Source organism: Erwinia sp. LJJL01, assembly GCF_047300805.2.
In the GTDB taxonomy this organism is placed as follows: domain Bacteria; phylum Pseudomonadota; class Gammaproteobacteria; order Enterobacterales; family Enterobacteriaceae; genus Erwinia; species Erwinia aphidicola.
The window spans coordinates 4,272,168-4,295,591 of the sequence record NZ_CP178576.1; the positions used below are offsets into that span (position 1 = coordinate 4,272,168).

The 23,424-nt window shown below is 58.9% G+C and carries 19 protein-coding genes, 1 pseudogene and 1 riboswitch; of the genes and pseudogenes, 5 read left to right on the plus strand and 15 right to left on the minus strand.

All coding sequences use genetic code 11. From position 1 onward, the window contains the following. Nucleotides 1–20: 20 nt before the first annotated feature. The 5 genes and pseudogenes from ACLI4M_RS20970 to ACLI4M_RS20990 all read right to left on the minus strand — a co-directional run bounded on the left by ACLI4M_RS20970 (nt 21) and on the right by ACLI4M_RS20990 (nt 4,084). Nucleotides 21–656: an urea amidolyase associated protein UAAP2 gene (locus ACLI4M_RS20970; RefSeq protein WP_133623624.1), complete on the minus strand. Its 636-nt coding sequence runs from the start codon at nt 654–656 to the stop codon at nt 21–23. Between the two features lie 21 nt (nt 657–677). After that, a pseudogene (locus ACLI4M_RS20975) lies at nt 678–1,376 on the minus strand (urea amidolyase associated protein UAAP1); the annotation flags it as partial. Continuing rightward, nucleotides 1,360–2,178: an ABC transporter ATP-binding protein gene (locus ACLI4M_RS20980; protein ID WP_133623622.1), complete on the minus strand. Its 819-nt coding sequence runs from the start codon at nt 2,176–2,178 to the stop codon at nt 1,360–1,362. The gene ACLI4M_RS20980 and the pseudogene ACLI4M_RS20975, both read right to left, overlap by 17 nt. Beyond that, nucleotides 2,175–3,002: an ABC transporter permease gene (locus tag ACLI4M_RS20985; RefSeq protein ID WP_133623621.1), complete on the minus strand. Its 828-nt coding sequence runs from the start codon at nt 3,000–3,002 to the stop codon at nt 2,175–2,177. The genes ACLI4M_RS20980 and ACLI4M_RS20985 overlap by 4 nt, the downstream gene beginning before the upstream one ends. 23 nt (nt 3,003–3,025) lie before the next feature. After that, complete coding sequence (locus ACLI4M_RS20990) at nt 3,026–4,084, minus strand: putative urea ABC transporter substrate-binding protein (RefSeq protein ID WP_133623620.1); 1,059 nt, start codon at nt 4,082–4,084, stop codon at nt 3,026–3,028. A 52-nt stretch (nt 4,085–4,136) separates the two neighbouring features. Then, nucleotides 4,137–4,236, minus strand: a riboswitch (guanidine-I (ykkC/yxkD leader). A gap of 261 nt (nt 4,237–4,497) precedes the next feature. Between ACLI4M_RS20990 and ACLI4M_RS20995 the strand changes: the two genes are divergently transcribed. Continuing rightward, nucleotides 4,498–5,778 carry an MFS transporter gene (locus ACLI4M_RS20995; RefSeq protein WP_133623619.1) on the plus strand — a complete coding sequence of 427 codons (1,281 nt, stop codon included), beginning with the start codon at nt 4,498–4,500 and terminating at the stop codon, nt 5,776–5,778. A gap of 108 nt (nt 5,779–5,886) precedes the next feature. Here the strand turns inward: ACLI4M_RS20995 and ACLI4M_RS21000 are convergent, their stop codons facing one another. The 3 genes from ACLI4M_RS21000 to ACLI4M_RS21010 form a co-directional block, all read right to left on the minus strand. After that, nucleotides 5,887–7,074, minus strand: a complete 1,188-nt coding sequence (locus ACLI4M_RS21000) for a PLP-dependent aminotransferase family protein (protein WP_133623618.1) — start codon at nt 7,072–7,074, stop codon at nt 5,887–5,889. Between the two features lie 98 nt (nt 7,075–7,172). Then, nucleotides 7,173–8,480, minus strand: coding sequence for a cytosine permease (locus tag ACLI4M_RS21005; RefSeq protein ID WP_133623617.1), 1,308 nt, complete (start codon nt 8,478–8,480; stop codon nt 7,173–7,175). A 9-nt stretch (nt 8,481–8,489) separates the two neighbouring features. Next, nucleotides 8,490–9,935, minus strand: a complete 1,446-nt coding sequence (locus tag ACLI4M_RS21010) for an amidase (protein ID WP_133623616.1) — start codon at nt 9,933–9,935, stop codon at nt 8,490–8,492. A gap of 360 nt (nt 9,936–10,295) precedes the next feature. Between ACLI4M_RS21010 and ACLI4M_RS21015 the strand changes: the two genes are divergently transcribed. Both ACLI4M_RS21015 and ACLI4M_RS21020 read left to right on the plus strand, forming a co-directional pair. Continuing rightward, nucleotides 10,296–11,261 carry a hypothetical protein gene (locus ACLI4M_RS21015; RefSeq protein ID WP_133623615.1) on the plus strand — a complete coding sequence of 322 codons (966 nt, stop codon included), beginning with the start codon at nt 10,296–10,298 and terminating at the stop codon, nt 11,259–11,261. 16 nt (nt 11,262–11,277) lie between these two features. Then, nucleotides 11,278–11,865, plus strand: a complete 588-nt coding sequence (locus ACLI4M_RS21020; protein WP_133623614.1) for a hypothetical protein — start codon at nt 11,278–11,280, stop codon at nt 11,863–11,865. 67 nt (nt 11,866–11,932) lie between these two features. Here ACLI4M_RS21020 and ACLI4M_RS21025 read toward each other — a convergent pair whose 3' ends face one another. The 7 genes from ACLI4M_RS21025 to ACLI4M_RS21055 form a co-directional block, all read right to left on the minus strand. Continuing rightward, entirely contained in the window at nt 11,933–13,162 is a 1,230-nt protein-coding gene (locus tag ACLI4M_RS21025) for an MFS transporter (RefSeq protein ID WP_133623613.1), read from the minus strand. Nucleotides 13,163–13,273: 111 nt separating this feature from the next. Beyond that, nucleotides 13,274–14,590, minus strand: a complete 1,317-nt coding sequence (locus ACLI4M_RS21030; protein ID WP_048917988.1) for a PQQ-dependent sugar dehydrogenase — start codon at nt 14,588–14,590, stop codon at nt 13,274–13,276. Nucleotides 14,591–14,600: 10 nt separating this feature from the next. Further along, a complete protein-coding gene (locus tag ACLI4M_RS21035) occupies nt 14,601–15,029 on the minus strand; it encodes a DUF2231 domain-containing protein (protein ID WP_099753838.1) in 429 nt (142 codons plus the stop codon). 103 nt (nt 15,030–15,132) lie between these two features. Continuing rightward, nucleotides 15,133–16,452: a CitMHS family transporter gene (locus ACLI4M_RS21040; protein WP_099753837.1), complete on the minus strand. Its 1,320-nt coding sequence runs from the start codon at nt 16,450–16,452 to the stop codon at nt 15,133–15,135. Between the two features lie 336 nt (nt 16,453–16,788). Further along, nucleotides 16,789–18,747: a methyl-accepting chemotaxis protein gene (locus ACLI4M_RS21045; RefSeq protein WP_133623612.1), complete on the minus strand. Its 1,959-nt coding sequence runs from the start codon at nt 18,745–18,747 to the stop codon at nt 16,789–16,791. A 261-nt stretch (nt 18,748–19,008) separates the two neighbouring features. Further along, nucleotides 19,009–20,262, minus strand: coding sequence for an enolase C-terminal domain-like protein (locus ACLI4M_RS21050; protein WP_133623611.1), 1,254 nt, complete (start codon nt 20,260–20,262; stop codon nt 19,009–19,011). Between the two features lie 86 nt (nt 20,263–20,348). Further along, complete coding sequence (locus ACLI4M_RS21055; protein ID WP_133623610.1) at nt 20,349–21,056, minus strand: FadR/GntR family transcriptional regulator; 708 nt, start codon at nt 21,054–21,056, stop codon at nt 20,349–20,351. A gap of 245 nt (nt 21,057–21,301) precedes the next feature. Here ACLI4M_RS21055 and ACLI4M_RS21060 point away from each other — a divergent pair, with 245 nt between their 5' ends. Together ACLI4M_RS21060 and ACLI4M_RS21065 are read left to right on the plus strand one after the other, a co-directional pair. Beyond that, nucleotides 21,302–22,069, plus strand: a complete 768-nt coding sequence (locus ACLI4M_RS21060) for an SDR family oxidoreductase (protein ID WP_133623609.1) — start codon at nt 21,302–21,304, stop codon at nt 22,067–22,069. Nucleotides 22,070–22,134: 65 nt separating this feature from the next. After that, nucleotides 22,135–23,421 carry an MFS transporter gene (locus tag ACLI4M_RS21065; protein WP_133623608.1) on the plus strand — a complete coding sequence of 429 codons (1,287 nt, stop codon included), beginning with the start codon at nt 22,135–22,137 and terminating at the stop codon, nt 23,419–23,421. Nucleotides 23,422–23,424: the final 3 nt, after the last annotated feature.

The following is a 23,424-nucleotide window of genomic DNA, read 5'->3' on the forward strand; positions in this document are numbered from 1 at the left end:
ATCTCAGGATTTTCGGCGGCTCAGTTCCACACCAGCACTTCGGCGGCGGTCGGGTTCCAGCCGTTGCACGGGTTGTTAAGCTGCGGACAGTTGGAGATCAGCACAATCACGTCGCATTCGGCGCGCAGCTCGACATATTTCCCGGCGGCGGAGATGCCGTCTGCAAAGGTCAGCCCGCCCTCCGGCGTCACCGGCACGTTCATAAAGAAGTTGATGTTGGCGGCGATGTCGCGCTTGTGCAGGCGGCCATCGTGGATGCAGGCGCAGAGGAAGTTATCGCGGCAGCTGTGCATGTAGCGCTTATCGGCGTGATAGCGTACGGTATTGCTCTCCTGGGCGCAGGCACCGCCAAGGGTGTCGTGGCGCCCGCAGGTGTCGGCAACAATGGTCAGCAGCGGGTTGCCAAGGTTGGAGTAAAGCACGCTGCCGCTGGTCAGGTAGGCGTTATTCTGGCGGCGCAGCGTGCGCTGGGCGTCATAGCGCTCGCGCGGGTTGGCAGTGCTGTAAAACAGCGTATCAACGGCCTGATTGCCCTCCAGATCGTGCAGGCGCACGGTCTGCCCCTTCTTCACTTCAAACAGATAGGGTTCACCCGCCGGAATGGTGTGGCGCAATACGGCATCGCTGGCCTGCTTAGCGCTGGTGATTAAGGTCATCAGAACGGCTCCTGTCACGTTAAAGCGTTCAATATTCTGCAAGGCGCGCAGATTCTCCGGGCGCAAGGTTTTACACCCTTCCAGCATCTGTTCATCTTGGGCATCTCGCAGTGCCAGCTGCACCGGGCGCGGCGCATAGTGCGGGTTCGGGTCCATCGGGTGCTGCAGCGCGGTGAGCACCACCAGCGTATTCATCGGGGCGTACAGCTCAACCACACTGCCCGGCGCGGAGTGGTTCTGATGAAACCGGAAGCTGCCCGCTTCATCAACGCTCACCTTACTGAACAGGTTAAGCACCATCAGCAGGTCTTCCAGCCGCAGGTCCCACTTGCCCAGCTCCACCAGCAGATTATCGCTGCCGTTGCGGTAGAAGCCGTTGCGCAGCTCCTGATAGCGGCCGTCGCCGTATTTCTCTGCCACTTCTGCCGCATTCAGCACGCCGCCAAAGCTGTCGTGCCAGCCGCAGGTATCGGTCACGATGGCCGCCAGCACGCGCCCCATATCTGAGTAGAGGCAGTGCCCGGCGGTCAGTCTGGCGGTGTGCTGCCCTTTCAGCGTATCCGGCAGGTTCAGGCGTTCACTTTTCTCATCGGCATTCAGCAGCATCAGGCTGACGTTGGCGCCGCCTTCAAGATCGGTAAGGCGCAGTAGCTGGCCCTTTTTTATCACCAGTGAGGTGTGGCCGCCGCCGGGTAAGGTCTCTTCATAGAGGTGCGTCATGGGAAATCTCCTGAGTGGATGGGTGGGCGAAAGCCGTTGGGTGCATCAGCACTTCAGCGGGCTGACGGCGCTGCCGCAGTCGGGTTTCGTTCAGCGGCAGGTCATAAGTAATGCGTGCGCCCCAGGCGTTGGGTTCGTGCGGGTCAATGCGCACTTTGTCGAACACCAGCAGGCGCGTGCCGAGGTTAAAGCCCTCCGACAGGTCGTGCGTCACCATAAACACCGTCAGCGCGGTTTCCTGCCACAGCTCCAGCAGCAGGCTGTGCATATCCTTACGGATGCCGGGATCGAGCGCGCCGAAAGGCTCATCGAGCAGCAGAATGCGCGGCTGCATGATGAACGCCTGGGCGATCGCCAGCCGCTGCTGCATGCCGCCGGAGAGCTGCGCCGGATATTTCTTTAACGCATGCCCCAGCCCCACGCGCTCCAGCATCGCGGCCGCCTGCTGGCGCGCCGCCTGCTTACGCCTGCCGAACAGCCGGCCACAGATGCGCGCAGCGGGCAGCTCCAGCCCGATGGCAACGTTATCCAGCACGTTAAGGTGTGGAAAGACCGAATAGCGCTGAAACACCACGCCGCGGCTGGCGTCCGGTTCCGCAGGCAGGGTTTCGCCCTGTAGCGTGATGCTGCCGCGGCTTGGCTTCTCCTGGCCCAGCAGCAGGCGCAGGAAGGTTGATTTACCGCAGCCGGAGGCACCGACCATGGTGCAGAACTCCCCTTCGTTGATGCTCAGGTTGAGGTTCTCCAGCACCACGTGGTTGCCATACTCCTGCCAGATGTTGTTGATGTTGATAAAGCTCATGATTTCTCTCCCTGGGCCCACGGGAAGCACCAGCGGTTAAGGCGGCGCAGGCCAAGATCCATCAGCCAGGCCAGCAGCGTGATCCAGAACACATAAGGCAGGATCACATCCATCGCCATATAGCGGCGCACGAGGAAAATGCGGTAGCCCAGCCCGGCAGTTGAGGAGATCGCCTCCGCGGAGATCAGGAACAGCCACGCGGAACCCAGCAGCAGGCGCAGCGAGGTCAGGAGCCGGGTCAGCAGCTGTGGCAGCACCACGCGCAGCACCACGCGCAGCACCACCGTCCAGCTATTGGCCCCCAGCGTCTGCGCTTTAATCAGGATCTCCTGCGGGATCTCCCGCGCCCGCTGTTCAAGGTCGCGCGCCAGCATCGGCGTAATGCCAATGACGATCAGCATGATTTTCGACAGCTCATCGAGTCCGAAGACGATAAACAGCACCGGCAGGATAGCCAGCGGAGGCACCATCGATAGCACGGTCATAAACGACGACAGCGGCGAGCGCCACATTGGAAACACTCCGGCGGCAATGCCGAAGGCCAGTCCTAGCAGCGAGGCGATGCCCAGCCCCAGCAGCAGGCGGCCAAGACTGACGGCGGTATCCATCCACAGCAGATAGTCGCCGCTGCGCTTGTCCGGGGTGAACGCCATGCGCTGCACCGCGTCGATCATCTGCCCGAGTCCTGGCAGCAGTTTGTCGTGCGGGTTGGCATCCAGCCGCACGGCGGAGCCGATGAAATAGGCGGCGATCGCCAGAATAAACGGCAGCAGCACCAGCATCAGATGCATGCCTCTGTCGGGATGACGATTCATTTGCCGCATGGCGTTGGCTCCTCTGTGTGGGGTTATAGCTTGCCGTCGGCGGCCATCTTCAGGTAGCTGTCGTCGAAGCGCAGTTTGACGTTGCTGCTGTCGCCCTGGGTGACGTTGCCGGGGAAGCGCATGCCGATAAAGTCAGCACTCTGCGCGCCGTCGCCAAGCAGCCCTTTCTCAAATGAGAAGCGGGCCACGCGCTGCATGGTTTTCGCCAGTTCGGCATCGCTAATGAATTTCAGGTTGTCGGCGGGGGTGTAAAACAGGTGGGTGGTTTTCAGCTGCGCCTGGTAGCCTTTCAGATCAGTGCCGGAAGCGGCTGCCATTGCATTCAGGGCATCGGTATCGCCCGCTTTCATTTTGCTCATCATCTCGTACCAGGCCCCGGTCAGGGCTTTGCCAAGCGCCGGGTTATCCTTCAGCACGTCACTGTTGACTACCATCATATCGATCAGCTCGCCCGGCACCTGCGAGGACTCAAATACTTCCGTGGTATCCGGCGTGGCTTTGATAGCGGAGAGCTGAGGGTTCCAGGCCACGGCCGCCTGCACGCTGCTGGTGGCAAACGCCGAGACGATATCAGCATCAGAGGTGTTTACCACCGTGACATCTTTCTCGGCCAGGCCCGCTTTCTCCAGCCCGCGCACCAGCAGATAGTGTGATACCGACAGTTCCGGCAGGTAGACCTTCATCCCTTTCAGATCGTTGAGGGTCTTGCCCTTGCCTTTCAGCACGATGCCGTCATTGCCCTCAGAGTAGCTACCGAGGATCAGCGCGGTACTGTCAACGCCCCCGGCGGCAGGAATGGTCAGCGCATCCATGTTGGTCATGGTGCAGCCATCAAACTGCCCGGCGGTGTACTGGTTAATGGATTCGATATAGTCGTTAAGCTGGGTGACGTGGATTTTAATGCCATATTTAGCCGCCCACTTGTCGATGATGCCGGAGGTGGCGATCTGGCCCCACGGCATCCAGCCGGCGTAAATGGTCCAGCAGACGTTGAACTCTTTTTTGGCGGCCGCCTGTGAGGGAATGCTGGCCAGCGCGGTGACGCTGAGAAGGCAAATGCTGAGGATGTGAGAAAGTTTCATTGTAACCTCGGTTTGACGGAAAAAGGGGCAGCGCGACACCTGTGGTGTTGCTGTCTCCCGGGCTTTTCTCCCGCCGTGTAACCCCAACCGAGGTCGCCAGCTCTCGGACCAGTCATCCACCTGCGTGGACCGGAACCCTAGCCTGCTATTGTGTTCAGTTATCTGTGTAACGCTGCTGCTGCCATTAACTGAGCAAGAGTTGTGCCAGCTTTTAAAGTGCCAGTAATCAATGAACTGGCGTTTTCGCAGGTTTTACGCGTTCCGCTTTGGGGCATCATTTTCTGGCAGGCTGCATCAGCGCGGTGCAGGCTTCAGGGACGGCCATGCCCGTCCCCTACCAAAACTCGCTTGCCCGACGGGAAGCGGGTAACTACCCTTGATCTACTCTGTTTTCCCGGAAGGTAAAAATAACAATGACAAAGCCTGAGCAGTTAAGAAAGAAAGCGCTGGTGGCGAGCGCGGTGGGTAACTTTATTGAGTGGTATGAGTTTGCCGTGTACGGCTTTCTGGCCACGGTGATTGCGCAGAACTTCTTTACGCTTCAGGGCGAATCGGCGATGACGGGTATCATCCTGACCTGGGCTTCTTTTGCCGTTGCCTTCTTCTTCCGTCCGCTCGGGGCGATTATCTTTGGCCGCATCGGCGACAGAATCGGCCGCAAGCCGACGCTGGTTGCGGTGTTGATCCTGATGACGCTGGCGACCGCCGCGATCGGTTTCGTGCCGGTTTATGCCTCGATTGGCGTCGCCGCCCCGCTGCTGCTGACCCTGTTACGCATCCTTCAGGGGCTGTTCGCCGGCGGCGAGTACGGCGGCGCCGTCTCCCTGATGACGGAGTTTGCCCCCAAGGGCAAGCGCGGGCTGTATGGCGCCTGGCAATCCCTGACCGTGGCGTTTGGCCTGCTGGCGGGTGCGGGGGTGGTCGCCACGCTCTCGGCCGTGATGAGCCCGGAGTCACTGCATGCCTGGGGCTGGCGCATCCCCTTTATCAGCGCGCTGCCGATGGGGCTGGTCGCACTCTGGCTGCGTATGCAGCTGGAAGAGACGCCGACCTTTAGCAATACGCAGCGTGCAGCCAACCCACCCACGGCAGCGCGCAGCGGGCTGGTGCTGAGCGTCATTCTGCTGGGTATCGGCCGCGTTATGGTGTGGTCGGCGGCGGGTTATACCTACCTGGTGGTGATGCCCACCTACCTGCAGTCGGTGCTGCATACCGGGCTGAATCAGGCGCTGGTTATCGCGGTGCTGTCGAATATCGGCTTCGCCCTCACCATCCTGCCTGCCGGCATACTCAGCGACCGCATCGGCCGCAAACCGGTGATGATTGCGGCCAGCGTGCTGCTGCTGGTGTGCGCGTGGCCGCTGCTGAAGGTATTGCAGATGCCGGATATTGGCCTGCTGGTGAAATGCCTGATCGTGCTGTTTGCCGGGGCGATGGTCGGCATGCTTGCCGGTCCCGGGCCTGCCATGCTGGCGGAAATGTTCCCCACCCACGTACGCTATACCGGGCTGGGGCTGGCTTACTCCCTCTCCAATGCGCTGTTTTCCGGCTGTGCAGGCCTGATTATCAGCGGGCTGATTAAGCAGACCGGCAACAACGATATCCCGGCTTACTATGTGATTGTGACTGCGGCCATCAGCATTCTGGCGCTGATGAGCCTGCGGCGCGACGATCATCTGCGTTCGCTGGAGTAATCGCCAGCGGGTCAGGCATGCCTTACCCCGGTAAACAGGTGCCGGCGTCGTAGGGGGCGGGCATGCCCGACCCGCTCGCCTCCTAAAAACCCCCCTCTCCGGTAGTGGTTAAAGATGCTGTTTCAGCACCTTTCCGAGGGTCGCAATCCCTTTAACTATGTTCTCGTCGCTGTGCGTCGAGTAGCTGAAGCGGGCGAAGTTATGGCGCTGCAGCGTGGGGAAGAAACTCCCGCCCGGCACATAGGCGACTTTCGCCTCGGGTATCGCATGGTGCAGCATAAACTGCGCGGTATCGATCCCTTGCGGGAACTCCAGCCAGGTAAACAGGCCACCGTCGGGGTTGGTGAAGCTGATGGTCTGCGGAAAGTGCGCCTTGATCGCCGCCAGCATGGTCTCTTTCTTACGCAGATAGCGTGCTTTGATGGTCTGGATATGCTCGTCGATGTCATGACGCTCCAGATACAGCGACACCGCCGCCATATTCAGCGTGCTGCACTGCGTGTCGGCGGCCAGCTTCAGCAGGCCGAGCTTCTCGGTGATCTCTTTCGATGCCACCGACCAGCCCAGGCGCAGGCCCGGTGCCAGAATTTTCGAGAAGCTGCCGAAATAGATCACCCGCCCTTCACTATCCATGCTTTTCAGCGTGGCGACTTTCTCGCCCTGATAGCGCACTTCACGGTACGGTGAATCTTCGAGGATAATGAAGTCGTACTGATTAGCGAGCGCGATCAGATGGCGGCGGCGCGCCAGCGACAGCGTGATACCGGTCGGATTATGGAAATCCGGTACGGTATAAATGAATTTGATACGCTTTCCGGCCTGCAGCTCGGCTTCCAGCACCTCGGTCATCATGCCCTGCTCGTCCATCGGCACGGCCAGATACTCAGGCTGGCAAGTGTTGAAGGCCAGCAGCGCACCCAGGAAGGTCGGCGCTTCGGTGGCAACGATATCGCCCGGGTTCAGCAGCAGGCGCGCCGCCAGGTCCAGCCCCTGCTGGCTGCCCTGTAAGATCAGCACATTGTCGTCGCTGCAGGCGAGGCCTTCGCGTGCCATGCGGCTGGCGATCTGCTCGCGCAGCTTTGGCATGCCGGTCGAGTGAGTGTACTGCAAAGAGACTTCGCCAGGTCCGGAGAGCAGCTCGGCGTAGATATCCTGCAACGCCTGCGCCGGGAACAGGCTGGAGTCCGGGTAACCGCCGCCAAAGGAAATAATGGAAGGGTCTGCCCCTAACTGTAATAACTGTCTGATTGCTGAAGGCTTGACCAGCTCCATTCTGTCGGCGTAACGCGTGCTCATTAAGTATTCCCTGCGATGTTTTTTATTGGAAATCCACGTTATGAGAGTGAGTAAGTTATGTCAATAAAGGGCCGGGCAAAAAAACTCGGCCCCTGCCGCTATGCCTGGATTGCGACCTTGTTATCCGCCGTGCGCGCCATTCCGATCTTCATCAACACCAGATAGCCGACCGCACCCGCCACCAGCCCGATCGTCGCTTCGCCAAACTGCGGAAACCAGATATGCGCAGCCACCGCACACAGGCTGCCGAACGCCCAGCCGGCAAAGGCGCTGCCGCGAATACGCTGATTTTTACGCTGGCCGCTGAGGCGCGACATAAGGATCAGGTCAACAATCATCACCGCACCAAACGGCGGCACCACCACGCCGAGCAGACTGAGCCACTCCAGGAAGTAGTGCCACACTCCGGCCAGCGCCAGCGCACCGCCCGCCGCACCGAGGATCAGGGTCCAGATGCGCATTTTGCTGCTGAAGATATGGCTAAAGGCCACCGCGCCGTTGTACAGGCAGTGGGTACACACCGAGCCAAGGTTGATAAAGACAAACAGGCAGGCCACGGTGCTGAGCAGCACGCCGTGCCCCATCAGCAGCGGCAGGAAGTTGCCGCCGTTGTTGAGCGGATCCACCGCTGCGCCCAGCGCCACAATCACCACGCCAAACAGGTAGGAGATGCCATTGGCCAGTGGAAACGCGGAGAACGCGGCAAATACGGCGGATCTGCCGTTTTTCGACCAGCGGGTAAAGTCTGCCGTCATGGTGCCGGAGTCGGCAAAACCGGCCACAACCATCGTCACGGCGGTACCCAGCGTCATGCCGCCCGCTACGCTGGCGCTGCCTTTAAACTCAGTGACAGTGCTGAAGTCATGATTTTCTGACACCAGCCACAGTGCCACCAGCCCGAGCACCACATACAGCGGCGCCGCGATCATTCCCAGCACCGACAGCGCGCGCACGCCGAGGAAAGTGATGGCGGTATAAAGCACCATGGCAAACGCCGTTACTGCCAGCGCATTCCAGCCAAAGGTCTGGTTGATCACCAGCCCGGTCAGCCCGGTCTGGAAGGCGTACCAGCCGATCACCACGATGGAGAGAAACCCGGACACCAGAATATAGCCATGGGTACCGAAAGTCCGTTTTGCCTGCAGCGCAAAGTTCATTCCGCTATTGCCGGCAAACCAGCTCAGCGCACCGACATAGGCAAACAGCACCAGGTTGCCGAGCAGGATAGCGATAATTGCCGGCCAGAAACCGAGGTGCCAGGTAATGATGCCGCCGAACAGCGCGTTGGTGAGGATCATCGGGAAGCCAAACCACACCGCCGAGACGGAGCGCGTAGAGTGACGATGGCTGAGCGGAACCGGCTGGTGCTCAAATTCCTGATGCAGACTGTCTGATGATTTTTTCACGGGTGTTCCTCAGAGTTCAGGCGCGAACCGCGCAGGTTGGTGGTGTTTCCACGGCTGGAGACGTTCAAACGCGGCGCTGGCGGCCAGCACGCGGGCATCGTCGAGATGGCGGCCAACGATCTGCAGCCCGACCGGCAGCCCTTCGGCGGTAAATCCGCACGGCACCGAGGCAGCAGGCTGGCCGCTGAAGTTGAACGGGAAGCAGAATGACAGCCAGTGATCGCTGCTCACCCGGCGGCCGTTAATCTCTTCCGGCCCCTGCATCCCCAGCGGGAATGGCGGTGTGGCCAGCGTGGGGGTAATCAGCAGGTCGTAGCCCTGCATAAAGCGCCACAGCGTATTCACCAGCCTCTTGCGCGCCGTCATGGCATCGGTAAATTCGGCGGCCTGCCACGGTCGTTGCAGCATGGCAACCAGATGCGCGGCCATCTGCCCGCCAAACTCAGGCAGCTGCGCGCGCATGCCGCTCAGGTCGGTTTCCAGCGCGACTATGGCGCGAAATGACTCAACCTGGTCGCCAAATGGCGGGTCGACGAGCTCCACCGTGCAGCCGAGGTCATCGGCAAAGCGCTGGGCGGCGCGGCTGACCAGCGCTCTGACCTGCGGGTCGAGCGCCACAAAACCAAAGTCCGCGCTGAAGGCTACGCGTAGCCCGCGCACTGGATGGCGTAACGAACCGAGCCACTCCACGTCGCTGCAGGGAATCGAGTGGCGATCGCGCATATCCGGTCCCGCCATCACCGACATCATCAGCGCCGCATCGCGCACGCTGCGCGTCATCGGGCCAATGTGCTCCAGCGACTCCCAGCTTGAGACCCCGGGATAGCGATCGTCGCGGCAGCCGGGCCACAGCGGCACGCGCCCCATCGACGGTTTAAAACCGTAAACCCCGCAGTGCGCCGCCGGGATACGTACCGACCCGCCGCCGTCGCTGCCGAGCGCCAGCGGGCACAGTCTTGCAGCCAGCGCCGCCCCGGACCCGGCGCTGGAGCCGCCGGGCGTCTTGCTGAGATCCCACGGATTGCGCGGCGCGGGAAACAGCAGGTTGTCCCCCACGCCGCTGTAGCCGAACTCCGGCGCGGTGGTTTTCCCCAGCATTACCGCTCCGGCGGCCATCAGGCGCTCAACGCAGATATCATCTTCATCCGGCACGAAATCGCGATAGATAGCCGAGCCGGAAGTGGTTTTTACCCCGGCGGTGGAGATCAGGTCTTTTACCGCCAGCGGCACCCCGGCCAGCGGCGGCAGCGTTTCACCACGCGCACGCCGGGCATCTACCGCCGCGGCCTGCGCCATTGCCCGCTCAGGCGTCGGCGTACAGAACGCGTGAATCTGCCCGTCGCGGCTCTCCATGCGCTCAAGCGCAGCGCGGGTAATCTCCAGCGCTGAGACTTCGCCGTGGCGAATATGCGCCGCCAGATTGGTCGCATCGCCATCCAGTAAATCGTCAAACATATTTCACCCCACCCTGATTGCTAGCACTTAGGCTATCACTGCATAAAGCGGGCCAGATATGGGTAGATCAGGGAAATCGTTGCTGAAGAGGCGCCGGGATAGGTTGCGGGATACAAGTTGGAATACTCAGCGCGTGAGTCAGAACAGGAGTTGCACAAAAATAAGGCGGGATTGCACTGCGGTAGCCACTGCCTGGGAGGCATCACCAATTTTTTTACATTGCATTTTTTAACGCTGCCATGATAAAAAGCGCCAATTGCATTAATAAAACTTACCAATATGATACCCTGACGGATTCATATTCGCTGATAACGAGTTTGCCTGATGTTCTTAAACCTCATGGAATGATGGAGTAAAGCTATGTTTTATCCTGGTCAGCAATCCCCAGATTCAAGTTTGCCTGGTTATGATTTGGCTCGCCGGCTTGGTCATCAGGCCGGTGCAGATTTCGACTTTAAGAAGCTTGCCGATAAACTCGACTGCACCCGCAACTTTTACCATGTCGGAATTATTTTTGATGATGGCCGCCAGCGATGGTTAGTCCGCCCCTCAAAACGCATTGCTGATGTTAATCAGAGCACGGTCAGCCATGTAGTAATCAGCAAAGTCCCAGACATGTCACAGTCGCATGCCCAAAAAGCGGTTGTTAATACGCTTTCAACCCCTTCACTGGCAACGGAAATTACGTCTACTGGCTTCGCCTGTGGTGCAATGTTAGTTACGCTGGTTATGGCCTTTGGTGCTGGTGCAGCCGTTCCTTTTACTGCTGGTGGTACCGGCATTATCGCGGCGATCAGTATGGCTGGTGCACTGGCCACTGGCGCGCAATGCATGATTGGTGCGGGTAGACTGCTTGCAATGGGCACTAATCATGGTACAGATGTCGCCTGGCTGGACAGTCAGGACTGGTACGTTGCCACCAGTACAATTCTTGATGTGATATCTCTTGCTGCTGCTGGGGTAGCATTGAAGGGAACCCTGGAAACCTACCGATTAATGAAAGCGGCCTCATCTGGTAAGGCTGTTGAGTGGTTTAAAAATTTGAGTCGGGCGGAAAGAAAACGCATTACTGAAGAAATTATAAAAGCACAAAACCCCGGCATATCGAGTTCGGGAGTAAAGGCAGCGATTCGCGCTGGTGTCTATCCCAAACGTTTCCCCAGCGAGTCGCTGCAAAAATCGTTACAGAATGAACTGATCAATGCGGTAACTAATGCTTCTGCATTCGCCGGGAGTTCATTAACCGGAACCATTCGTAATCCGCATAATTTATCTCAGACTGGGCGCTATGTTGTGGGTATCATTCAATCCTTTACGCCAAATTAACCTGCGGGATAATAGTATGTTTCAGCAACTTCTCCAGCGCCTGCAGCATTGCAATCAGGTGAGTGCGCGTATTGGGCATGCCAGCCACACAGAGTTGCAGCAGTTAAAAGAGCAGCTTTCAGAACAGATGGGAAAACCTGTTGGATGGCACACAATGGGTTTACCTGCGGCTATCAGCACTTTGGGAATCATTCTGAGTTTCGCTATCCCCCAGCTGTGGCTGGGCTATATCGTAATGACGGGGTTAAATCTCCCCCCGCAGCAGGTGTTTATCTGGGTAGTGTTAACTTCGTTGATCTTTGCTGCTGCCAATGCAGTGACGATGTTTACGATCGGCAAAGGCAGTATTACAGCGGTCAAAATGCACCTGGCACTCTCCGCCATTAGCCTGATGCTGGCCAGTGCGTATTTAATCTGTTCTCTTGTCGCGGCAGTGACCAGCAGTTATTGGGCTGGTTCCAGCGTGGCGGCAGCCATTACCGGGGGCGTAATGTGGTTAATTAGCGCCGGCTGTATCCGTTCGACCGCATTTTATCAAATGCTGCTGTTTGCACTGCATAACCGCGTGTGGCGACAGTTAATGCAGGTTAGCCGCAGCCATTAGGTTAGACCACTGCGAAGGCTCTCAGGGGCAGGTCCTGGTAGGGGTCGGGCATGCCCGACCCGAAGGCTTATGAATTCTCCAGCTTCTGCCGCCGCCTCAAATGCGGGAACAGCGTCATCCACACCGCGACCACCACCAGGGTGCCGACGCCACCGAGCACCGCAGCAGGCACCGCGCCCATCATTGCTGCCAGCAGGCCGGATTCAAACTCCCCGAGCTGGTTTGAGGTATTAATAAAGATACTGTTGACCGCATTGGCGCGCCCGCGCATATCATCCGGGGTGTCGAGCTGCACCAGCGCCCCGCGGATCACCATGCTGACCATATCAAAACCGCCGAGCGCGGCCAGCGCCAGCAGCGAGAGCCACAGCTGGCTGGAGAGCGCAAACACCAGCGTAGCAACGCCGAACCCGGCTACGGAACCAAACATAATCATGCCGACATTCTTCTCCAGCTTGTTACGGCTGAGCCAGACGCCCACCAGCAGCGCGCCAACCGACGGTGCGCCGCGCAGCATCCCCAGCCCCCACGGCCCGGTATGCAGAATATCTTTGGCAAAAATTGGCAGCAGCGCAGTGGCGCCGCCCAGCAGCACGGCAAACAGGTCGAGCGAGATCACGCCCAGCACGTCGCGGCGCTCGCGGATGAACTTCACCCCGGCAAACAGCGTTTTGATATTCGCGGGCAGACGCGGCTGCGCGGCGCGGATAAAGCGGATGCGGCTGACCATAATAATCGACAGCAGGTAAAACGCCGCGGCCACCGTATACACCACCTCTGGTCCGGCAACATACAGCAGCCCGCCGAGAGTCGGGCCGAGGATCACCGCGCTTTGCCCGCTCACCGCCCCCGCTGCCGTGGCGCGCGCCAGCATCGCAGGCGGCACCAGCGAGGGCAGCATCGACTGCATTGCCGGGCCTTCAATCGCCTTCGCCATCGAGATAAGAAACACCAGTCCCCACAGCGCGTGCTGAGTCGACCAGTGATTAAAGGTCAGCAGCACCAGCGCCAGCAGCGCGCCCCACTCCATGAGCTGCCCGCACAGCACAATACGGCGGCGATCGTACTGGTCGGCCATATGCCCGGCCGGCAGCGCCAGCAGCACCGACGGCAGAAACTGCATCAGGCCAATCATCCCCAGCGCCATTGCACTGTGGGTGATAGCGTAGATCTGCCAGCTGACCGCCACGGAGAACATCTGAAAACCGAAGGAAGAGAAGGTGCGCGCCAGCCAGAAAGCGACAAAGGCGCGTTGATGCAGCAGCGAACCATCCGCTGCTGGTGCAGGTGAACTCATAGCGATTCCGAATCTTATTGTCAGGTTTTGTAATGTTGACAATAAAATAGCCCAATCAGCACGGTGCGGCGATGAGAATAATCACCAGCGCACTCGCCCTGACTGCACGCTTTACTGCGCGGCGGTGACGCGCCAGACGGTGTCTCCGGCATCGTCGGCGATCAGCAGTGCCCCCTGCTGGTCCATCGCCAGCCCAACCGGCAGGCCGTGCACCTGCTTATGATCGTCGCTGAGGAACCCGGTCACCACCGGCTGCGGCAGGCCAACCGGCTTGCCGTTCTCAAAGGCGACGTACGCCACGCGATAGCCGTTGAGCGGGTCGCGGTCCCAGCTTCCGTGTTCGCTGATAAACGCCCCGCCGTGATACTGCGCAGGCAGACTGTTGCCGGTGTAGAACCACAGGCCAAGCGGCGCGACGTGCGAGCTGAGCGCATAATCCGGCTTCACGGCTTTCGCTACCAGATCCGGGCGCGGCGGCTGTGCACGCTTATCAACATGCTGACCAAAATAGCTGTATGGCCAGCCGTAGAACGCCCCTTCATTCACCGAGGTCAGATAATCTGGCACCAGGTCTGCGCCAATTTCATCGCGCTCGTTGACCACCGCCCACAATTTTCCGGTTTGTGGCTCCCACTGTAATCCGGTCGGATTGCGTAGCCCGCTGGCATAAATACGGCTGGCGCCGCTGGCCGCATCCACTTCCAGCACTGCCGCCCGCCGATACTCGGCCCCGATGCCGTTTTCGGTGATATTACTGTTAGAACCCACGCCGACATAAAGCTTGCTGCCGTCCGGGCTGGCGAGCAGCGATTTGGTCCAGTGGTGATTGATCGGGCCGCCCGGTAGCTCGGTCAGCTCGGTTCCCGGCGCCTCAATGCGCGTTTGTCCGCTCTGGTACGGATACTTCATCAGGCTGTCGGCGTTCGCCACATACAGCGTATTACCGACCAGCTGCACGCCAAACGGCGAGTGCAGCCCCTCAAGGAAAACATGCTTCTCCCAGGTTTTACCGTCGCCGCTGCTGTTACGCAGCAGGGTAATACGGTTGCCACCTGCTCCCCCCTTACCGGAAGACTGCTGCACAATGCCCATAATCAGCTGCTTCGGTCGGCTGGTGGGTTTCGCCGGGCCGTTAGCCTCCACCACCAGAATATCGTTATTCGGCAGCACGTACAGCTGGCGCGGATGCTGCAGACCGCTGGCAATTTTGGCAATTTGCAGCCCCTGTGCCACCTGCGGCTTCTCATCGCCCTTCCAGCCGACGCCCTGCGGCACGCGCATCGGCGGCATCAGGAAGTTCTGCGCCTCCGGCAGCACCGGATCGGCGCCCACCTGCTGATTCGGGTCCATTGTTGAAGCGCCATCGCATCCGGCGAGCATCAGCGCTGCCGACAGCGCCAGCAGAGGGAAAACGTGTTGATTTTTCATCTTTTTCTCCTCAGTGTCGCGCGCGCAGGCGCAGAGCAAGCTGAACATTGCCAATCAGCAGCAGCAGGACGGTCAGGGTCGAGAGGATCGCCCCAAGCGGCACCACCGCGTAGCCGTCACGGCTGTGAATAAAGGCATTGAAGATCGCCAGCACCACCGCCAGCAGGTTAAGCCAGAAGTCCGTGCGGTAAGCCCCCGCACGCAGCGGTGCCCGCCCGACCCAGACTTGAAATAAATTAATCAGTCGCGGAACCACGGCAATCAGCAGGCCAAAGACGATCAGCCAGCTGGCGCCCTGGGTCCAGAACTGTTCAAAGCTGTAAACGTAGATGATGTCGAAGATCCAGGCCGCAACGAAACAGCCGAGTGGAATGGGATTCAGCAGCTGATACAGCGCCAGTGCCAGCGTTGACTGCCGTAAGGTGCCAGTTTCGGACATAACAAACCCTCCAGAGAAATAAGGCGGGCGGCAAAACCATCCGCCGCCCGCGACACTGCAAAGTTTAGTTAGTGTTATGAATATTTGTAACTTTTGTTAAAGATCACCCCGCCTGATGGAAGAACGGGAACGCACCGGTGATCAGTCCGCCGACCATCAGCATCAGGCTGACCAGGATCCCCCACTTAATCGCAAAGCGCTGGTGGTCACCAATATCCACCTTCGCCAGCCCTACCAGCAGGTAGACTGATGGCACCAGCGGGCTGAGCAGATGGAACGGCTGGCCGACAATCGATGCGCGTGCAATTTCCTCAGCGGAGATGCCATAGCTGGCTGCCGTCTGGGCGATCACCGGCAGGATGCCGAAATAGAAAGCATCGTTCGACATAAAGAAGGTAAACGGCAGGCTGACCAGCGCGGTAAACACCGCCAGATAAGGGCCGAAGCTGTGTGGGATCACCGCCAGCAGGCTCTTCGCCATCGCATCGACCATTCCGGTGCCGGAGAGGATGCCGGTAAATATCCCGGCGGCGAAAATCAGCGAGGTTACCGCCAGCACGTTACCCGCATGGGCGCTGATGCGCGCTTTCTGCTGCTCCAGCGTCGGGTAGTTGAGCATCACCGCCACGGCGAAGGCCAGCATAAACAGGATCTGAATCGGCAGCAGGCCCACCACCAGCAGTACCAGCAGCACCGTGGTCAGGATCAGGTTGGGCCAGAACATTTTCGGGCGGCGGTTGGCGGCGCACTCTTCGGCATCCCCCAGCCCCAGCTCAATATTTTCCAGATGATGGTCGCTGATTTTCATTACCCCGAGGCGTTTACGCTCCTGCAGGCCAAACAGCACCGCCATGCCGACCAGCGTCACGCAGGCGATAAACATCGCAGGCAGCATCGGGATGAAGATGTCCAGCGCATCAATGCGTAGCGCCGCCGCGGCACGGGCGGTAGGGCCGCCCCACGGCGAGAGGTTCATAATACCGCTGGCGAGGTTGACCAGGCAGGTCATCGCCAGCACGTTCATTCCCAGCTTGCGGTACAGCGGTAAAAACGCCGCGATGGCGATCATATAGGTTGTCGAGCTGTCGCCGTCCAGTGAGACCAGCAGCGTCAGGATAGCCGTGCCGACCAGCACCTTCAGCGGATCCCCGCGCACCAGCCTGAGAATAAAGCGCACCAGCGGGTCGAACAGCCCGGCATCAATCATCAGGCCAAAGTAGAGAATGGAAAAGGTCAGCATCACGCCGGTGGGTGCCAGCGTCTTCACCCCATCGAGCATCATGGCGCCCAGGCCATGGTAAAAACCGCCTGCCAGCGCAAACAGGGTCGGGATCAGGATCAGTGCAATCAGTGCCGACATGCGCTTGGTCATGATCAGGTACATGAAACAGACAACCATCGAAAAACCCAATATGGTCAGCAAGGTAACTCCCCTCTTTAAGCGGTATGAAAGGTGATAAATTGGTCACGTAGTGATAAAAAAACTGATGAAACAATTAGCGCGCTCATGATTAACCTATTGTTTTACATGACGAGCGCTATTTCCTGATAATAATTAGTAACTAAATTTCTTCATTTTTTTAACAAAAAAGAGTGAGGGCGATCGCCTTTCCACACTGTGTAAATGGATAAGTGTGAGGGCGATCAACTGCTGCAGGGTTATCGGTAACAGGAAATGTGGAGGGGACAGTCCGGTTTAACCTGGCACTGTCAGTAAAGTTCAGGGCCGCAGCCAGCGGCCGCCGCCCTGCCCGTGCGTTTACCGGCTTTGCACCAGCTTTTGCAATACTTTGAGCTGTGCAACCGCTTCCTGCATTGCATCAATCCCGGAAGTCATTTCGTTAAGCTTATCGAGGTTATCACTAATGCTCTTACGTTCGCTGGCCGTCTGGCTGCTCATTGCCGCGATGGCGTTGGCGGCATCGATGCTCTGCTCGGCCATCTGTTTCGCACGCTCGACGGTAGTCTCCGCCACTTTACGGATATGCAGAATGGTACTCACCGAGTCGGTAATGCTGCGCGAGGTGGCATCCGCCTGCTCTTTCGAGGAGTGCGCCAGGCGGCGCACTTCGCTGGCGACCACGGCAAAACCTCGCCCTGCCTCCCCGGCGCGTGCTGCTTCCACCGCGGCATTCAGCGCCAGAATATTGGTTTGAAACGCAATATTACTGATGCCGCTATTGATAGTGGTAATCCCGGCGGAGAGGGTTTCCAGCTGATCAAGGCCGCTGCTGAGCTGATGCTGCGCCTGCTGGCTGTGCAGCGCGGCATCGCTGATCGAACGGATATTGCTTTCTGCCGCGCTCAGCGCTTCGCTCTGGCTGCGCGTGGCGTTTTCCAGCGCCGGCAGCGATTTCATCAGCGGGTCGAGCTGCTGCTGATAGTCCACCACCTGATTCACAATTTTGCTTTGCAGCGCGTTCAGCGCCTCCCAGCGGCGCAGGGCGCGCTGCGCATAGTGGCTGGCATAACCGGCATACTGTACCGGGAAGTTGCGCATCGCATCCAATGGACGATGGAAGAATGCCAGCGCCGACAGCGTCTGATTGATCGGCACACCAAGGATTTCGCCAAAGCTGGAAAAGCCCGCCGCCGGGATGCCGGTGAAGAAGTGGGACTGCGGCAGGCGCGCCAGGTTACCGGCCCGGCGCAGTACGCAGTCATTCAGCAGCAGCGCCGCTGGCTCGCCATACTGCGCGGTAAACTTCTGCCAGTCTTCGCGCGTGGCCGCAGCAAAGTCGGTCTCCTGCAGCAAATGCAGGCGATCGCCAAACTCCAGATCGCAGAAGAACTGAATGCGGTCCGGCAAAATTTTGGCGATGGAACGAATGAAGAACTCCTCTTCGACTTTTACCGCAAAGGTCAGCCCCTGCAGGCTTTGTTGCAGGTTAGCCGGCGTGCAATTTAACTGCGCGCACAGCGCATCGATAACGTTGTGCTGGCGCCCCTGGGCATCAAACAGCGAGGTGACGGTGCGTGCCACCGGGTCCGCTTCCGCGACCAGCCAGCTGTGCGCTGTCGGGACAAAGTTCTGGCTTTTAAACGGCGCAAAGGATTTACCGGCGGCCATCTGGCAGAAGACGATCACCGCCTTGCCCTGCAAAATACGCCCGCCGTTGGCGATCCAGGTGCCGTCAAAATCCAGCGTGCCGCCTGCGGACCCGCCAATCGCCAGACACGGGAAGCGACCGGAGGCATACCACGCCTGCATCAGGAATCCTTCGGATGCTGACAGGCCATCACAGAAGATCAGCGCAAAGGTCCGTTCTGCCGAGAGTGGCATTTTTAGCGCCAGATGCTCAAGCTCGCGCTGAATAGCGCTGACACGCTGCGAGGCATCCGAAGTATCCTGTACGTGCAGATCAACCTCATGCACTTCGTGTGCGGCAATCAGACTCTCCGGCAGCCAAAGCCAGCTTCCCTGCTGCCCGTCACCGTCACAGTAGGTGCTCTGCCCCCGCCCGCTGCACAGTGCGCCATTGGAGGAGAGCGTCAGCACGCTGCGCCGCGCCGCGTTCAGCTTCTGCCACGGCGGACTGACACGGCTGAAATCGGCATGCGGCGGCACAAAACTTAGCAGCAGACCGGCGCTGTTGCGGCTCAGCCCTAGCTCGTTCATGCCTGCAGGAGGGTGGCTGGCGTTGAAAACACCGGCACGAGGTACGCTGCCGCGCGTTTTCAGCCGCGCGGCAGTGTTCCAGAAAGAAGTGTGACTCATTTATTGCCTACTTATTGACTAAGCGCCCGGTGCCGTTCTGGGTTGAAATCTGGCACCTGCTGGTGAAAAAAATAAGAGATGCGCTTCCGTGTGTCGTTAGGTTTTACGCTGGGGGTTATCGGCAACGAGGGGGGAAGTATTAGGAGCAATGCGTGCGGTGCGCCAACAGAGAGTTAACGGGCGAGGCAAACCTCGCCCGCGCGGCGATCGGGCCATTTTCCTGGTTCGGGTCAGGCCTGCCTGACCGGGGGCCACCAGTGATTATGGTCGTGCCGCGCTGCCGTCCGGCAGGCGGGCGTTGGTCCAGTCCGGCAGACCCCCGCTCACCGGGAAGCGTTTCGCTTTCTCCTCATCAATATCCACCCCCAGTCCCGGACGGTCACTGAGGTAAGCATAGCCGCGGTCGATTTCCGGGCAGCCTGGGAACACCTCCATCAGCGCCTCATTGACCGGGGTATACTCCTGAATGCCAAAGTTGGTCACGCTGAGATCCAGATGCATATTGGCGGCGACGCCGACAGGGGAAATATCCCCCGGGCCGTGCCACGCGGTTCGCACGCCGTGGATCTCGGCATAGGTCGCCAGCTTCTTCGCGGGGGTAATCCCACCGATGGTGCTGACGTGGCAGCGGATAAAATCGATCAGCTGCTGCTGGATCAGCGGCTTCCATTCGTTGACGTGGGTAAACAGCTCCCCCATCGAGATCGGGGTGCTGCTCTGGGCGCGGATCATTTTCAGCCAGTCGAGGTTCTCTGGCGCAACCGGATCTTCAAGGAAGAACAGCTGGTATGGCTCAAGGTTTTTCGCCAGCTGTACCGCCGCAACCGGTGCGATGCGCTCATGAACGTCGTGAATAAACTCAACGCCAAAGCCTAATTTGTCGCGCAGGTGGTCAAACAGGCGCGGTACCGCACGGGCATAAGCATCCGGGTCAAAATAGATCCCTGCCGTCTGGCTGCGCGGCGAAATTTTCGCTTTGATGTTGCGGGCTTTCGCCAGCTTGCCGGCAATCAGGCGCAGATCTTCGGTGCCGGCGCCGCCGTACATCCCCATCTGACAGCGCACATACTGATAGCCCTCTTCCATGCGCGCGCGGATGTTGTCCTCCACTTCTACTTCATCGGCACCGTCGCAGTGGCGATAGAGCGGAATACCGTCGCGGCATTTGCCGCCCAGCAGCTGATAGACCGGCAGTCCGGCAACCTTGCCCTTAATATCCCACAGCGCCATATCAATGCCGGACAGCGCGTTGTTCATGATCGGGCCGCTGCGCCAGTAGCCGCTGACCGCCGCCGACTGCCAGATATCCTCTATGCGCAGCGGATCTTTCCCCAGCAAAAATGGACGCATGTAATTTTCAATCGCGGCTTCCACGGCGAAAATGCGCTGGGTAAAAGTGGCGCAGCCCAAACCGTACAGCCCCGGCTGATTGGTTTCGACTTTAACAACCACCAGATCGATGCCGCCGGGTGCCGTCAGCAGGGTTCTGACATTCGTTATTTTCAACGTTTCCATAACTGTCTCCGTATCACCGCAATGATGTATGATGTCCTACAAGATAAGGTTTTAAAAAAAGCCTCGCACTGAGGCTTTTTGCGCGACTACTTTTCGCCCAATTTCACTTCTTCAATCGCGCTGACGTTGTGCGCCATCGCGCTGTTCAGGGTTTCGCTGGCGGTGGCCGCATCACGGTTTTTCAGCGCCATAAACACCTTAATATGCGCCTCGACGCTTTCCAGCGTGACGCCCAGCACCCGGTTAAGCTCTTCCAGATAATGGATATAGATATTCTTCAGCGACTCCATCACGTGGATAAACACCTTGTTATGCGAGGCTTTAACAATCGCCAGGTGAAAATCGTAGTCGGCTAAGGAGTACTTTTTGTAGTCGTCTTTGCTGACCAGCATGCGGTTCAGCGCCTGCTCCAGCCGCACGATGTCTTCATCAGTGGCATTCTCCACGGCCAGGCCCATGCAGCGGAACTCTACCGTCTGGCGGAACACGCGCATATCGTCAAACTCTTCCTGTGAGAGGTGCAGTATCGGCTGGCTGTCGCTGAAAGCGCCGTAGCGCGACACTTCACGCGTAACAAAGGTGCCCTTGCCCTGATGGGTCACCACCACGCCGAGGTCGCGCAGTTTCTGCACCGCACTGCGCACGCTGACCCGGCTAACGTTAAAGGTTGCCGTCAGTTCAGCTTCCGAAGGCAGCTTACAGCCCGGCTCCCACACGCCGTCCTGAATGTTTTGCTTCATCTGCTGATAGATCAGATTCACCACGTTGTGCTTTTGTACGCTTTCCAGGGTCACTGCCGTCCTCTCTTAACCTGTCCTACAAGCTGGGTTTATTTTTAGCATTGTCGTGGTGTCATTAGCAAGGCTTTGATGATAAATAGTTAACCCTATGATTTTCATACGCTAAGCTGCATTGCAGCAATTAAAATGTGATATTGCCTGCATTTTTATTATCCCCGGATTGCCGATTTAACACGCATCACGTAGATATTAAGCCACAACTTGTTAGTCATGTTACATATACATTAACCGGAGTTACTATGTCTTCTCTGTTCTCCCTTGCTGGTAAAACCGCGCTGATTACCGGCTCCACCCGCGGCCTTGGCCTGGCCTATGCTCAGGGGCTGGCGGCGGCTGGCGCAGCGGTGATTATCAACGGTACGCAGCAGCAGCACCTGCACTCTGCCCTGGCCACCCTCGACGCTCAGGGCGCCAGCGCACGCGGGTTTCTGTTTAACGTCGCCGATGAATCAGCGGTTGAGGCCGTGTTCCGTCAGCTTGATGAAGAACAGGTCAATGTCGATATTGTGATTAATAACGCCGGGATCCAATTTCGCAAACCGATGCTCGAACTGGCGCTCAGCGACTGGCAGCGCGTGCTGGATATCAATCTCACCAGCGCATTTATCGTCTCGCGTGCCGCCGCGACGCGCATGGTGGCGCGCAACAGCGGCGGCAAGATCATCAATATTGGCTCCCTCACCAGCGAAGCGGCGCGGGCCACCGTTGCCCCCTATACCGCGGCTAAAGGCGGTATCAAGCTGCTCACCAAGTCGATGGCGGCAGAGTGGGCACAGTACAACATTCAGAGCAACGGAATCGGCCCGGGCTACATCCTGACCGATATGAACCAGGCGCTGGTGGATAACCAGGAGTTTGATCAGTGGGTGCGCAGCAGTAACCCTTCCGGGCGCTGGGGCCACCCCGATGAGCTGATCGGCACCGCTGTCTATCTGGCCTCGTCAGCGTCCAACTACGTGAACGGCCAGATGATCTACGTTGACGGCGGCTGGCTCGCCACCCTGTAACAGCGCATACCCTACCGGAGCAGAGCGCTAAGACTCTGCCCTTCCATGATACCGAGGTCAGCACCATGAATCAGACAATCGCGGCGGCACTGCCCGCCAGTCGCTGGGGGAAACTGATCCCCATCGCTTTCATTACCTACAGTCTCGCCTATCTTGACCGCGCCAATTATGGCTTTGGTGCCGCAGCGGGGCTGGCTGAAGATCTGAATATTACGCCCGCTATTTCGTCCCTTCTCGGCGCGCTGTTCTTTCTCGGCTACTTCTGCTTTCAGGTGCCCGGCGGGATTTATGCGGAAAAGCATTCGGCTAAGCGGCTGATTTTCTGGAGCCTGGTGCTGTGGGGCGCGCTGGCGGCGGCCACCGGAATGGTGCACAACGTGGTCCTGCTGGCCGCGATCCGCTTTCTGCTCGGCGTGGCCGAAAGCGTGGTGATGCCCGCCATGCTGATTTTCCTCAGCCACTGGTTTACCCGCGCTGAGCGTTCAAAAGCCAATACGTTCCTGTTCCTCGGTAACCCGATCACCGTGCTCTGGATGTCGATCCTTTCCGGTTATCTGGTCAATGCCTTCGGCTGGCGCGGCATGTTTATTATCGAAGGGGTTCCGGCAATTCTCTGGGCGGGGATCTGGTGGCTGGTGTATGCAGACCGCCCGCGCGACGCCAAATGGCTGAGCGAGGCGGAAAAACGGGCGATTGAGAGTGCGCTGGCTGCGGAGCAGCAGGCGATCAAACCGGTTAAAAACTACCGTGAAGCGTTTCGCTCACCGAAAGTGCTGGCGCTGGCATTTATCCACTTCTTCTGGAACATCGGCATGTACGGTTTCATTATGTGGCTGCCGTCGATGCTGAAAAGTGCCTCGGGCATGGGGATTGTGGCGACAGGCTGGCTCTCCGCCGCACCTTATCTGCTGGCGGTACCGCTAATGCTGGCAGCTTCGTGGTTTTCTGACAAATACCAGCAGCGTAAGGCTATTGTCCTGTTGTTCCTCGGACTCGGCGCGATCTGCTTTATCGCCTCCTTCTCCATCGGGCCTGCTCACTTCTGGCTCTCGTGGGTGCTACTGGTGATTGCCGGTGGTGCAATGTATACCCCTTACGGCCCGTTCTTTGCGGCGATCCCTGAAATGATCCCACGTAACGTCGTGGCTGGGGCGATGTCGTTCGTGGTCTGTTTTGGCGCACTGGGATCCTTTATTGGTGCGTGGATCGTAGGCTATCTTAACGGCCTGACCGGTAGCCCCGACGCGTCCTACATCTTTATGGGCGGTTCGCTGGTGTTGGCGGTGCTGCTCGCCGCGCTGACCACCTTCAGCAGCCACTCCTCCACGGCGCAAGCCACTGTGGCCGGCTAAGGG

What these genes read in the sequence shown, in the direction of transcription:
- ACLI4M_RS21010 (WP_133623616.1), bottom strand. Translation starts at nt 9,935, where the DNA reads ATGTTTGACGATTTACTGGATGGCGATGCGACCAATCTGGCGGCGCAT.
- ACLI4M_RS21030 (WP_048917988.1), bottom strand. Translation starts at nt 14,590, where the DNA reads ATGAAAAATCAACACGTTTTCCCTCTGCTGGCGCTGTCGGCAGCGCTG.
- ACLI4M_RS20990 (WP_133623620.1), bottom strand. Translation starts at nt 4,084, where the DNA reads ATGAAACTTTCTCACATCCTCAGCATTTGCCTTCTCAGCGTCACCGCG.
- ACLI4M_RS21065 (WP_133623608.1), top strand. Translation starts at nt 22,135, where the DNA reads ATGAATCAGACAATCGCGGCGGCACTGCCCGCCAGTCGCTGGGGGAAA.
- ACLI4M_RS21000 (WP_133623618.1), bottom strand. Translation starts at nt 7,074, where the DNA reads ATGAGCACGCGTTACGCCGACAGAATGGAGCTGGTCAAGCCTTCAGCA.
- ACLI4M_RS20985 (WP_133623621.1), bottom strand. Translation starts at nt 3,002, where the DNA reads ATGCGGCAAATGAATCGTCATCCCGACAGAGGCATGCATCTGATGCTG.
- ACLI4M_RS21025 (WP_133623613.1), bottom strand. Translation starts at nt 13,162, where the DNA reads ATGAGTTCACCTGCACCAGCAGCGGATGGTTCGCTGCTGCATCAACGC.
- ACLI4M_RS21050 (WP_133623611.1), bottom strand. Translation starts at nt 20,262, where the DNA reads ATGGAAACGTTGAAAATAACGAATGTCAGAACCCTGCTGACGGCACCC.
- ACLI4M_RS21015 (WP_133623615.1), top strand. Translation starts at nt 10,296, where the DNA reads ATGTTTTATCCTGGTCAGCAATCCCCAGATTCAAGTTTGCCTGGTTAT.
- ACLI4M_RS21035 (WP_099753838.1), bottom strand. Translation starts at nt 15,029, where the DNA reads ATGTCCGAAACTGGCACCTTACGGCAGTCAACGCTGGCACTGGCGCTG.
- ACLI4M_RS21020 (WP_133623614.1), top strand. Translation starts at nt 11,278, where the DNA reads ATGTTTCAGCAACTTCTCCAGCGCCTGCAGCATTGCAATCAGGTGAGT.
- ACLI4M_RS21060 (WP_133623609.1), top strand. Translation starts at nt 21,302, where the DNA reads ATGTCTTCTCTGTTCTCCCTTGCTGGTAAAACCGCGCTGATTACCGGC.
- ACLI4M_RS20995 (WP_133623619.1), top strand. Translation starts at nt 4,498, where the DNA reads ATGACAAAGCCTGAGCAGTTAAGAAAGAAAGCGCTGGTGGCGAGCGCG.
- ACLI4M_RS20980 (WP_133623622.1), bottom strand. Translation starts at nt 2,178, where the DNA reads ATGAGCTTTATCAACATCAACAACATCTGGCAGGAGTATGGCAACCAC.
- ACLI4M_RS20970 (WP_133623624.1), bottom strand. Translation starts at nt 656, where the DNA reads ATGACCTTAATCACCAGCGCTAAGCAGGCCAGCGATGCCGTATTGCGC.
- ACLI4M_RS21045 (WP_133623612.1), bottom strand. Translation starts at nt 18,747, where the DNA reads ATGAGTCACACTTCTTTCTGGAACACTGCCGCGCGGCTGAAAACGCGC.